Genomic DNA, 13,501 nt, shown 5'->3' with positions numbered 1-13,501 from the left:
GAACGGGGAGGGGCATGAGCCCGGAGACGGTCGGCGCACGGTTCCGGATCAAGGGAATCGTGGGGCGCGGAAACATGGGCGAAGTCCACCGGGCCGAAGACCTCCAGGCCGCCCCGGACTCCCCGCACAGGGAGGTCGCGGTCAAGACCGTGCTGCGCGGCCGGACCGGGATCGCCGTCGACACCTCGGGGTCCAACCAGGAGGTCGACCGCTTCCGCCGCGAAGTGCGGATCATGCGCATGCTCTCCCAGGGCCACCCGAACCTCACCCGGCTGATCGACGGCGGCATCGACGGGGCGCCGGGCGGCAGTGGCCTGCCCTACCTCGCCATGGAGCTGCTGGACGGTCATCCGCTCGCGGACCTCATTGACGAAGAGCCTCAGCTCCCGGTCTCCTGGGCCGCCGCCGCCGGTGCGCAGATCGCCTCCGGTCTCGCCGCCGCGCACACGGCCGGGGTCGTCCACCGCGACCTGAAGCCCGCCAACGTGATGCTGACCGGGGACGGCACGGTCAAGATCCTCGACTTCGGCATGGGCACGATCGTCGACGATCCCGACCAGACCCGCCTGACCAGCACGGGCGTCAGCGTCGGCACGGCCCGCTACATGGCCCCCGAGCAGTTCCGCGCCGAACGCGTCTCCGCACTCGCCGACCTCTACGCACTCGGCTGCATCCTGTACGAACTGCTGGTCGGGCAGCCGCCGTTCTCCGCCAGAACCCCGTTCGAGCTCTCCGAGCAGCACCAGCACGAGCAGCCGCCGTCGCTGACCCTGGTCCGCCCGGACCTGCCCGCCGGACTGGTCCGGCTCGTGGACCGGCTCCTGGAGAAGGACGCCGAGCTCCGGCCCGAGAACGCCGCGCTGGTCCATGACGCGTTGGTCCCGCTCGCACTCGCCCCGGACGACACCGCCGCCCTGCTGGCTCCGCACTGGCAGGTGATGGACCCGGTGGCGCGGCTGCGGGCCCTGCTGCCGGAGCGTACCCCCGCCGTGCCCGCACCCGTGCCGCGCCGGCAGCCGCGCCTGCCCGAGACGATGGACGTCTTCGGCATCCATGCCGACCTGATCCGCGAGTACGAGGACTTCACCCGGAGCGCGACCGTGTTCCGGGACGCCCGGATCGACGGCTTCGTCAAGGACGACCTGGCGGCAAAGTCGCAGTGGCCCGACCCGTGGCTGTCGCTGAACCCGTTCTTCGCCGATGGCGGCAAGGTCACCGAGCTCGTGCGCGACGGCGTGCTGCACCCCCGGTGCGCGGAGATCTTCCAGGCGGACAAGAAGGAGGCCTCGCCGCGCCCGGACGGCCGTCCGCTCACCTTCCACCTCCACCAGCGGCAGGCGATCGAGGCCGCGCAGGCGGGCGACTCCTACGTGCTGACCACCGGCACCGGTTCCGGGAAGTCCCTGTCGTACATCGTCCCGATCGTGGACCACGTCCTGAAGGAACGCGAGGCGGCCGGTCCGGGCGCGGGGGGCCGGGTCCGCGCGATCGTCGTGTACCCGATGAACGCCCTGGCCAACTCCCAGCTGAAGGAGCTGGAGAAGTACCTGCACCACGGTTTCGGGGCCGGGCGCGAGCCGGTCACCTTCGCCCGTTACACCGGCCAGGAGTCCGAGGAGCAGCGTCGGGAGCTGCGCAAGAACCCGCCGGACATCCTGCTGACGAACTACGTGATGCTGGAGCTGATGCTGACCCGGCCGGACGACCGGTCCAGCCTGATCCGGATGGCCGACGGTCTGCAGTTCCTCGTCTTCGACGAGTTGCACACCTACCGGGGCAGGCAGGGCGCGGACGTGGCGTTCCTGATCCGCCGGGTCCGTGAGGCCTGCCGGGCCTCGACGACCCTGCAGTGCATCGGCACCTCGGCGACCATGTCCACCGAGGGCTCCTGGGAGGACCAGCAGCGCGAGGTCGCCAGGGTGGCCGGCCGGCTGTTCGGTACGACGGTGCTGCCGAAGCGGGTCATCGGCGAGACCCTCGTCCGGGCGACCGGGGAGGCCCCGGCGACCGTGCCCGCCGAGCGGCTGCGGTCGTCCGCGGCGCCCCGTTCGTACGAGGCGCTGACGAAGGACTCGCTGGCCCGCTGGGTGGAGTCCCGGTTCGGTCTGGAGCACGAGGAGGGCACGGGACGGCTCCGCCGCTGCGCACCGGGCACCGTCGAGAGTGCGGCGGCCGAGCTGGCCGCGGAGTCCGGGGTGTCCGACGAGAGGGTGCGCGAGGCGATCCGCGCCACTCTGGAGGCGGGCTCGCAGGCGAAGCACCCGGTGACGGAGCGGCCGTTGTTCGCCTTCCGGCTGCACCAGTTCCTCTCCAAGGGCGACACCGTCTACACCACGCTGGAGGACCCGCTCACCCGGCCGCTCACCCGCACCTACCAGCTGGAGCAGCCGGACAGTGACGGCAAGCCGCTGTTCCCGCTGGCGTTCTGCCGTGAGTGCGGCCAGGAGTACCTGACCGTCTGGCGCTCCGAGGAGAACGGCGCGTACCAGTACGAGCCGCGCCGCAACACCTCCGCCTCGGGCGGCCGCGACGGCGAGGGCTACCTGTACCTGGGCATGCCCGGGGAGGATTACGAGTGGCCGGCCGATCCGCAGAGCGCCGTGGACGACAGGCGGCTGCCGGAGTCGTGGCTGGAGCCGGACGCGCAGGGCGTGACAGTCGTCAAGAAGTCCTACCGGCCCCGGGTGCCCAGGCGCGTCGTCGTGGACGCGTTCGGGAACGAGTCGGGCGAGGGGCTGGTGGCGGCGTTCGTCCCGGCGCCGTTCCTGTTCTGCGTGCACTGCCAGGTCTCCTACGAGCAGACCCGCGGCCGGGACTTCGCCAAGCTGGCCACCCTGGACCAGGAGGGGCGTTCGTCGGCCACCTCCCTGATCTCCGCGTCGATCGTGAAGTCCCTGCGCGCGGTGCCCGAGGAGAGCCTGGGCAAGGAGGCGCGCAAGCTCCTCACCTTCGTCGACAACCGGCAGGACGCCTCGCTCCAGGCCGGCCACTTCAACGACTTCGCGCAGGTGACCCAGTTGCGCGGTGCGCTGTACCGGGCCGCGGCGCAGGCGGGCGAGGAGGGGCTGCGCCACGACGACCTCGCCGAGGCGGTGACCGGGGTGATGGGGTTGTCGCCCCGTGAGTACGCCGGAGCCGCCTCCCTCGCTCCCTCCATGGAACGCCGTGCGGCGAAGGCCTTCCGCGATGTGGTGGGGTACCGGCTCTACCGGGACCTGGAGCGCGGCTGGCGCATCACGATGCCCAACCTCGAACAGACGGGACTGCTGCGGATCGACTACGAGGACCTGGACTGGATCGCGGCCCGGCCGGAGCGCTGGCAGTCCGCGCACGCCGTGCTGCGCGACGCCGACCCCGCCCTGCGCGAGGAGGTCGCCCGCACGCTGCTCGACCACATGCGGCGGGCCCTCGCCATCGACGTCCAGTACTTCCGCGACGACTTCGACACCTTGCAGCGGGCGAGCGAGGAACGCCTCGTCGGGCCGTGGGTCCTGAGCGAGAGCGACAAGCCCACCGTCGGCACCGCGTACCCGTACGGTTCGCGGCCGGGCATGGAGCGCTCCGCGCTGTTCCTGTCGGCCCGCGGCAAGTTCGGCAAGTACCTCCGGCGGAACGTGCCCGAGCTGCGCGCCCTGTCACTGGACGATGTCCAGAGCGTCATCGGCGACCTGCTGAAGGTGCTGCTCCAGGCGGAGTTGGTGCGCGAGGTGGAGGCGGCCCCCGAGTACTCCGGCCCCGCCTTCCGCCGCCGGGCGGCCGAGAAGCGCACCGGTTACCGGGTGTCGGCCGCCGCCCTGGTCTGGCGGGCCGGGGACGGCGAGCGGGGTGCGGTCGATCCGCTGGCACGCACGTACAGCAGCGGTGAGGGCCCGCGCGTCAACCCGTTCTTCCGCGACCTGTACCGGACGGCGGCGGCCGAACTGGCCGGGCTGTTCGCCCGGGAACACACCGCGCAGGTTCCCCCGGAGGACCGGCTGGAGCGCGAGGAGGAGTTCCGGAAGGCCGAACTGCCGCTGCTGTACTGCTCCCCGACGATGGAGCTGGGCGTGGACATCTCCTCGCTCAACGCCGTGCTGATGCGCAATGTGCCGCCGACCCCGGCGAACTACGCGCAGCGCTCGGGCCGGGCCGGCCGTTCCGGTCAGCCCGCGCTGGTTACCACGTACTGCGCCACGGGCAACAGCCACGACCAGTACTACTTCCGGCGTTCCCAGGACATGGTGTCCGGGCAGGTGGCGCCCCCGCGTCTGGATCTCGCCAACGAGGATCTGGTCCGCTCCCACCTCCAGGGCATCTGGCTGGCGGAGACCGGGATGAGGCTGGGCACCGCGATCCCGGACGTCATCGACGTGGCCTACGACCCCGAGGGCAGCGACCGACCCGATCCGCAGATGCCGCTGCCGCTCCTCCCCCACATCCGCGACCTGTCCCTGGACGAGGGCGCGCGGCGGCGCGCGGTCGCCGCCGCCCGTACCGTCCTCGCCCCGCTGATCGCCGACTTCGCGGCCACCACCTGGTGGTACGACGAGTGGATCGAGGACCGGATCGACCGGGCGCCGCACTGGTTCGACGAGTCCTTCGAGCGGTGGCGCGAGCTGTTCCGGGCGGCCGTCGTCGATCAGTACGAGCAGAACAAGCGGGTCGTCGACCACACGCTCTCGCAGGGCGAGCAGAGCCGGGCCCGCAGCCGGCGCCGCGAGGCCGAGACCCAGACGAACCTGCTGCTGAACCGCTCGTCCGACAGCAAGTCGGTGATGAGCGACTTCAACCCGTACCGCTATCTGGCGTCCGAGGGGTTCCTGCCCGGCTACAGCTTCCCGCGGCTCCCGCTGGCCGCGTACATCCCGCGTTCCGGCAACCGCCGCAACGCCGACGGGGACTACCTCCAGCGTCCCCGGTTCCTCGCGATCCGGGAGTTCGGCCCCGGCGCGCTCATCTACCACGAGGGCGCCCGCTACCAGGTCACCCGCGTGCAACTGCCGCCGGACGCCTCGGGCGACCTGCCGACGGCGGAGACGCAGCGCTGCGACAACTGCGGTTACCACCACGTCGTCAAGCCCGGCGTGGACCTGTGCACGATGTGCGGGGAGAACCTGCGGAACAAGCGCACCGGCCTGCTCCACCTGCACACCGTGTACACCACCCCGCGCGAGCGGATCTCCTCCGACGAGGAGGAGCGCCGCCGGGCCGGTTTCCGTCTGGAGACCTCGTACGCGTTCCAGGGCCACGGCGCCCGCAAGGGACGCCTCACCTCGCACGTCACCGACACCGACGGTGCGCCGGTCCTCGATCTGGACTACGGCGACTCGGCGACCGTCCGCATCACCAACCTCGGCCGGGTCCACGACAAGGAGAACGAGCCGGACGGTTACTGGCTCGATCTCGGCGACGGCCGCTGGCTCAACGACCGGGCCGCGGCGGACGCCATCGAGGGCACCGGCATGCCGGTGGTCGACCAGGACGGCAACGAGAAGCGCCGCAAGAAGCGTGTCCTGCCCTATGTGGAGGACCGCCGCAATATCCTCGTGCTCACCCTGGACGAGCCGCAGCCCGAGCCGGTGGCCCTGTCGTTCCTGTACGCGCTGGAGCGGGGCATCGAGGCCGCGTTCGAGCTGGAGGACTCCGAGCTGACCGCCGAACTGCTGCCTCCGGACGACGGCCCGCGGCATCGCGTCCTGTTCACGGAGGCGGCCGAGGGCGGCGCCGGTGTGCTGCGGCGCATCCAGCACGAGAAGGACGCCCTCGCCAGGGCCGCCCGGACAGCCCTGGAGATCTGCCACTTCGACCCGGAGACGGGCGAGGACGAGGGCGGCCCGGGAGAGGGCGAGAAGTGCGCCCGCGGCTGCTACGCCTGCCTGTTGACCTACGCCAACCAGACGCACCACCGCGAGCTGAGCCGGTACAGCGCGCAACCGCTGCTCGCCCGGCTGGCCACCGCCCGTACCGAACGGGAGGACCGCGGCGAGTCCCGCAGCGAACGCTTCCGCAGGCTGGCCCCGGCGGCGAACGGCACCTCCGGCACGCCCTCCGGGGCCCCGGAGCCCTCGGCGCCCGCGCCGACCCCGCTGGAGACGGATCTGGGCGCCCTCGTCGCGAGCGGCGACCTGCTCGGCTGGCTCAGGGCGAAGGGTTTCCGGCTGCCGGACAAGGCCAAGGTCCTCGTCCCGGAGGCGGGGGCCTGCCCGGATCTGGTCTTCCTCCTGGACGGTGCCAACCTCGCCGTGTTCGTCGACGTTCCCGGCCGGGCGGCCGACTCGACCCGCGACGTCGAGGCCGGTTACCGCCTGGAGGACGCCGGCTGGGACGTCCTGCGCTTCCCGACGGACGCGGACTGGGACGCCATCGCCGAGCACAACGCCGCCTACTTCCACCTGCGTTGACCGCACCGCCTCTTCTCGATCCAAGGAACTGGGACATCTCATGAGCCTCACGTACACAGCCGGCTCCCTGGTCGCCGCCCGTGGCCGGGAATGGGTGGTGCTGCCCGAGAGCGCCCCCGACATGCTGGTGCTGCGCCCCCTGGGCGGGAGCGAGGACGACATCGCGGCCGTCTTCCCCTCCTTCGAGGAGGTGCGTCCGGCCGAATTCGCGGCACCGGGCCCGGACGACCTGGGTGACCAGCGGTCCGCCGGTCTGCTGCGCACGGCGCTCCGCATCGGCTTCCGTTCGGGGGCGGGCCCGTTCCGTTCGCTGGCCTCGATCGCCGTGGAGCCGAGGGCCTATCAGCTGGTCCCGCTGCTGATGGCGCTGCGGCAGCGCACCGTGCGGCTGCTGATCTCGGACGACGTCGGCATCGGCAAGACGGTCGAGGCCGGTCTGATCGCCAAGGAGCTGCTCGCGCAGGGCGAGGCGGCCCGGCTGGCGGTGCTGTGCTCCCCGGCGCTGGCCGAGCAGTGGCAGTCCGAGCTGCGGGAGAAGTTCGCCATCGACGCCGAACTGGTCCTGGCCTCCACGGTGTCGCGCCTGGAGCGCGGCCTGGAGCTGGGCCAGTCCCTGTTCGACAAGCACCCGTACACGATCATCTCGACGGACTTCATCAAGTCGACCCGGCACCGCGAGGACTTCGTACGGCACTGTCCCGACCTGGTGATCGTCGACGAGGCCCACTCCTGCGTGGCCGCCGACGACGCCGCGCAGGGCTCCGCGTCCACGTCGAACCAGCTCCGTCACGAGTTGCTGCGCAAGATCTCCGCCGACCCGGGCCGGCATCTGCTGCTGCTGACCGCGACCCCGCACTCCGGCAAGGAGTCCGCGTTCCGCAACCTGCTCGGCCTGGTGCGCCCCGAACTCTCGACCCTGGACCTGGAGTCGCCCGCGGGACGGGCGAAGCTCGCCGAGCACTTCGTGGCCCGCAAGCGTGCCGACGTCCGCGACTACCTCACCAAGGAGGACGGGCTCGCCGACGACTCCCTGGCCGAGCGGACCGCCTTCCCGTCCGACCGCTGGACGAAGGACGAGCCGTACAAGCTGACGCCCGCCTACCGGGCGCTGCTCGACGACGCCATCGCGTACGCCCGCGACCGGGTCGCGACCGCGGGCGAGCAGGGCAAGCGGGAGGCGCGGATCGCCTGGTGGTCGGTGATCGCGCTGCTGCGCTCGATGGTGTCCTCGCCCGCGGCCGCCGCGCAGACCCTGAGGACCCGCTCCGAGTCCGCCGCCGCCCGCACCGCGCAGGAGGCGGACGCGCTGGGCTTCCCGGTGGCCGCCGATTCCGCCGACAACGACCGGCTCGAAGGCATGGACGTCGCACCCGGCGCGGCCGAGTCGGAGGAGGCCGGTGCCCGGCTGCTCGAACTGTCGCAGCGGGCCGCCGAACTCGTCGGCCCGGCCGGGGACGCGAAGCTGAAGGCGCTCACCCGGCATCTGAAGAGCCTGATCGCCGACGGCTACCACCCGATCGTCTTCTGCCGCTACATCCCCACCGCCGAGTACCTCGCCACCCAGCTGGAGGGCAAGCTCGGCAAGAAGACGAAGATCGCCGCGGTGACCGGCACCCTGTCCCCGCAGCAGCGCCTGGAGCGCATCGAGCAGCTCGCCGCCGAAACCGCCGAGGAGGCCGGCGACCCGGCCGTCCGCCGCGTCCTGATCGCCACCGACTGCCTCTCCGAGGGCGTCAACCTCCAGCACCACTTCGACGCCGTCGTCCACTACGACCTGGCCTGGAACCCCACCCGGCACGACCAGCGCGAGGGCCGGGTCGACCGCTACGGGCAGAAGCGCGACCAGGTCCGTGTCATCACCATGTTCGGCGAGGACAACGGCATCGACGGCAAGGTCCTGGAGGTGCTGTTCATGAAGCACCGTCAGATCATGAAGGACCTGGGCATCTCCGTCTCCGTCCCCGACGAGACCGCCTCCGGCGTCACCGACGCGGTGGTGGAGTGGCTGCTGCTGCACGGGCGGCAGGGCAGCCAGGAGAGCCTGTTCGAACTGGACGGCCACCAGGAGTCGTTCGACCGCATCGAGCGCGAGTGGAACTCGGCCGCCGAACGCGAGAAGACGTCCCGCTCCAAGTACGCCCAGCGCGCGATCCACCCGGAGGAGGTGGCGCGCGAGGTCGCCGCCGTACGAGCGGCGCTCGGCGGCGCGGAGGAGGTCCGCGATTTCGCCCTGGAGGCGCTGGGCGGCCTGGACACGCTGGTACGCGACCCGCGTGACGGCAGCGGCGACTTCACGGCCCAGCCCGGCGGCGCCCCGGCCGGACTGCGCGACGCGCTCGCCGCCACGCTCGGCGGACGGATCGTCGAGGAGGACCGGGAGATCCCCTTCCGCTCCACGCCCGCGGTCGCGCGCGGCGAGGCCGCCCTGGTCCGCACCGACCCGGTGATCGGTGCCATCGCCTCGTACGTCCTGGACTCGGCCCTCGACGCGAACACCCCCGGCCCCCGGCCGGCCCGCCGCTGCGGCGTCGTCACCACGGACGCGGTCACCGTCCGCACCACGCTCCTGCTGGTCCGTTACCGCTTCCACCTCACGCTCCCGTCCCGCAACGGCGAACGGCAGCTGGTCGCCGAGGACGCCCGTCTGCTCGCCTACCAGGGGATGCCGTCGCGCGCCCGCTGGCTGGACGACGACGCGTCCGCCGCCCTCCTCGCGGCCCGCGCCACCGCCAACACCCACGAGCAGCTGGTCCGCAACCAGATCGCCAAGGACCTGAACGGCCTGCCGGACCTCGCCGCGCACCTCACCGAGTACGGCACCCGCCTGGCCGCCGAACTCGACGCCTCGCACCGCCGGGTCCGCAAGGCCAACGAGGAGATCGTCCGCGGCCTGAAGGTCGTCCCGCAGGAGCCCGCCGACGTCCTCGGCGTCTACGTCTACCTGCCCCAGCAGCCCGCCCCCGTCGCGTCCGCCGCCTCTACCGTGTCCGGAGCCGAAGCCTGATGTCCGCCGCCACCCGCACCGCCCTGGCCTTCACCGCCGTCACCCCGGTCGGCGGCCTGCTCCCCTCCGACATGCTGCTGCGCATCGCGGAGTCCCGGAACCTGCCGGGCACCAAGCCCGCCGACTACGGCCTGCCCGCCTCGGTGCCCGTACGCAACGAGGCCGAGCGCGCCTGGGAGTACCTCAAGCCCCTCTGGCGCGACCTGCGCGCCGCGCTCCCCTCCGACCCGGCGACCGGCGCTCCCGCCGCCGACCCCACGGGCCGCGCGGGCACCGACTGGCTGGCCCAGCTCTTCCGCAAGCTGGACTTCGGCGCGCTGACGGAGGTCGGCGCGGCGGGGATTCCGGCGGACTCCGACCCGGAGAAGCGCTTCCCGGTCTCCCACCGCCACGGCCCGGCCCTCATCCACCAGGTCCCGTGGAACCAGGACCTCGACAAACGCCCGGCCGCCGGCCAGGTCCCGCCCCAGTCGATGGTGCAGGACTGCCTCAACCGCACCGAGGCCCACCTATGGGCGATCGTCACCAACGGCCGTCGGCTGCGCCTGCTGCGCGACTCGTCGTCCTTCTCCACGGCGGCCTACGTCGACTTCGACCTGGAAGCCCTCTTCGACGGCGAGCTGTTCAGCGAGTTCGTGCTGCTGTACAGCCTGTTGCACGCGTCGCGGTTCGCGGTGGCGGAGAGCGCGGCTGCTTCGGGGTGCTGGCTGGAGAAGTGGCGTGCCGAGGCCGTCACCTCCGGCACCCGCGCCCTGGACCAGCTCCGCCTGGGTGTGCAGAACGCCCTGACCGTCCTCGGCACCGGCTTCCTGCGCCACCCGGACAACGGCGCGCTGCGGGAGAACACCGACCCCAAGGTCCTCCGCGACGCCCTGCTGCGCCTGGTCTACCGGCTGCTGTTCGTCTTCGTCGCCGAGGACCGCAACGCCCTGCTCGACCCGGAGGCCGACGACTCCCGGCGGGAGGCGTACGAGCGGTACTTCTCCTCCGCCCGGCTGCGCGAACGGGCCCGCCGCCGCCAGGGCACGGCCCACGGCGACCAGTACGAGGCCCTGCGCATCGTCCTCGAAGCCCTCGGGAAGGAAGGTGGCCGCCCCGAACTGGCCCTGCCCGGCCTCGGCGGCCTGTTCTCCCCCACCGAGACCGATGCCCCGCTCGACGGCCTGAAGCTGTCCAACGAGTCGCTGCTCTCCGCCGTCCGCCACCTCGCCCAGGTCCGCGACCCGGGCGCCCGCCGCTGGCGGCCCGTCGACTACCGCCACCTGGACGCGGAGGAGCTCGGCTCGGTCTACGAGTCCCTGCTTGAGCTTGAACCCAAGCACTCCGCGGCGGACCGCTCCTTCGAGCTGGTGGAAGTGGCGGGCAACAGCCGTAAGACGACCGGCAGTTACTACACCCCGTCCTCGCTCATCGAGTGCCTGCTCGACACGACCCTGGACCCGGTGCTGGACGAAGCCTTCAAGCGGGGTGACCAGCGGGCCACCGCCGCCGGCCGCCCCGACCCGGCCGACGACATCGTCGCCGAGCTCCTGTCCCTGACGGTCTGCGACCCGGCGTGCGGCTCCGGCCACTTCCTCGTCGCGTCGGCACGACGTATCGCCAAGCGGGTGGCCTCGGTCCGCGAGCACAACCCGGAACCGACGGACGACGCCGTGCGCCACGCCCTGCGCGAGGTCGTCGCCCGCTGCATCTACGGCGTCGACCTCAACCCGATGGCCGTGGAACTGGCCAAGGTCTCCCTGTGGCTGGAGGCCATGGAACCGGGCAAGGCGCTCGGCTTCCTCGACGCCCACGTCAAGCACGGCAACGGCCTCATCGGCGCAACACCGAAGCTGCTGGCGGACGGCGTCCCCGACGACGCCTTCAAGCCCATCGAGGGCGACGACAAGAAGCACGCCTCCGGCCTCGTCAAGCGCAACAAGGCCCAGCGGGGCGGCCAGGACGAACTCCTCTTCGACACGGAGCCACTGCCGGGCAACGAGCGGTACGCCGTCGAGCTCGCCGCGATCACCACCGCCCCCGCCGATTCTCTGGAGGACGTGCACGCCCAGGAGGCTGCGTACCGGGTGTACGTGGAGTCGTCGGCGTACGTCCAGGACCTCCACGCCGCCGACGCCTGGTGCGCGGCGTTCGTGTGGCCCAAGCACGCGGGTGCGCCGGAGGCCCCGACGGACCAGGTGTTCCGGGCACTGCGGGGCCGGGACCAGTCCTCGGTGTCGGACGCGACGCACGAGCAGATCCTGGAGCTGCGGGACCAGTACCGGTTCTTCCACTGGCACCTGGAGTTCCCGGAGGTGTTCGCCGTCCCGGAGTCGGGTGCGGGGGTCCAGCCGGGGACGGGGTGGGCGGGTGGGTTCGACGCGGTGGTGGGGAATCCGCCGTGGGACAGCGTGAACTTCCCCGAGACAGAGTTCTTCGCCGTGCGCGCACCCGAAATCGCGGCGACCAACAATACAGCCGCCCGCAAGAAGAAAATTCAAGCACTCAAGGGAGACCCCGACACCGACCAGCTGTACAGCGAGTATGAGGCCGCGAAGCGCAAGGTTTATGGAGAGAGCCACTTCTGGCGCGCTTCCAACCGCTTCCCCTTGACCGGGCAAGGAAATCTTAATCTCTATGCGCTCTTCGCCGAGGGCGACCGCACCCTCACCTCTAATCACGGGCGCACAGGCATCATCGTCCCAACTGGCATTGCGACGGACTCCCGCACACAGTATTTCTTCAAGGACCTCATCGCTCAAAATTCATTGGCAGCGCTCCTGGACTTCGAGAACCGCAATGGTCTATTCCCAGCCGTAGACTCCCGAATGAAGTTCTGCGTCCTTTCCCTGACAGGGAGTTCACTCCCCACGCGAGCAGCCCAGTTCGGCTTCTTCCTTCTGGACCCCGCCGAGTTCTACAACCCCAACAAAACGTTCCCGCTCACCCCCGAAGCGATCACCCTCCTCAACCCGAACACCGGCACGTGCCCAATCTTCCGCAGCCGCCGGGACGCCGAGATCACGCTGGGGATCTACCGTCGCATGCCGGTGCTGATCAACGAGACGAAGAAGGCGAGCGGGAACCCCTGGGATATCTCGTTCATGACCACGTTCCACACGTCACACGAATCGCACCTGTTCCGCCCCGAAATCCAGAACGGCGAGACCTTCGACGACCTCCTCGCTGCAGGATGGAGTCTTGACGGCAACGTCCTAGTGCGAGGAAAGGAGCGCCTGCTTCCTCTGTACGAGGCCAAGATGCTCCACCATTATGACCATCGCTGGGCTACTTACACCCAGGACGGATCCGTACGCGACTTCACCCTCTCAGAAAAACAGGACCCCGAGGAGGTACCCCTTCCACACTACTGGGTACAAGAACGCGATATCTCCATCGGAAAGTTCAACAAGGACGGTCAAGAAGTTAAAGCTTCCGGCGTTCGGAGCCGCCTGGCAGCCAAGGGATGGCACCGGGAGTGGTTGCTGGGCTGGCGCGACATTTGCCGGGCGAACGACGAACGCACGCTGATTGCGGCACCTGCCCCTGCCTACGGCTTTGGTCACAAGTACCTGCTGGCCCTCGCCCCGCAGGCGGCACTGCTTACGGCAGTCTGGTCTTCGTTCGTCGTTGACTATGTGGCCCGGCAGGCCATCGGAGGCACTTCGATGAGCTACTTCATCGTGCGGCAGCTGGCTATCCCCACCCCCGACCAGCTCGCACCCCACGCGGCGTTCATCACCCCTCGCGTCCTCGAACTCACCTACACCGCAACCGACATGACCCCCTTCGCCCGCGACCTCGGCGACACCGGCGCCCCCTTCATCTGGGACACCGACCGCCGAGCCGTCATCCGGGCCGAGCTGGACGCTCTCTTCTTCCACCTCTACGGCATCACCCGCGACGACACCGCCTACGTCCTGGACACCTTCAACGTCACACGCGACAACGACATCAAGGCCCACGGCGAGTACCGCACCAAAAACCTGATCCTCGCCGAGTACGACCGGATGGCCACCGCCGGCCTCACCCTGGAGACCCCGCTCGTCGAGGGCGAGTCCGGCACCTACCGCTCCACCCTCACCCCGCCCCCTGGCCACGGCCCTCGCCACACCTGACCACGCCAAGGAGCCGAGCA

The 13,501-nt window shown here is 70.8% G+C and carries 3 protein-coding genes; all 3 read left to right on the top strand.

What is annotated here, in order from left to right; genetic code table 11:
* Nucleotides 1-14: 14 nt before the first annotated feature.
* The 3 genes from OCT49_RS28020 to OCT49_RS28010 are packed head-to-tail and all read left to right on the top strand — an operon-like array spanning nt 15 to nt 13,481.
* Nucleotides 15-6,380 (top strand): protein kinase domain-containing protein, encoded by a 6,366-nt coding sequence (locus OCT49_RS28020; protein ID WP_283854568.1) that lies wholly within the window; start codon nt 15-17, stop codon nt 6,378-6,380.
* 40 nt (nt 6,381-6,420) lie between these two features.
* Entirely contained in the window at nt 6,421-9,384 is a 2,964-nt protein-coding gene (locus OCT49_RS28015) for a DEAD/DEAH box helicase (protein ID WP_283854567.1), read from the top strand.
* Nucleotides 9,384-13,481 (top strand): Eco57I restriction-modification methylase domain-containing protein, encoded by a 4,098-nt coding sequence (locus tag OCT49_RS28010; protein WP_283854566.1) that lies wholly within the window; start codon nt 9,384-9,386, stop codon nt 13,479-13,481. The genes OCT49_RS28015 and OCT49_RS28010 overlap by 1 nt, the downstream gene beginning before the upstream one ends.
* Nucleotides 13,482-13,501: the final 20 nt, after the last annotated feature.

The organism is Streptomyces sp. ML-6 (assembly GCF_030116705.1).
GTDB lineage: Bacteria > Actinomycetota > Actinomycetes > Streptomycetales > Streptomycetaceae > Streptomyces.
Note: the sequence above shows the minus strand (reverse complement) of the source record. Positions and strands in the feature narration are given on the sequence as shown.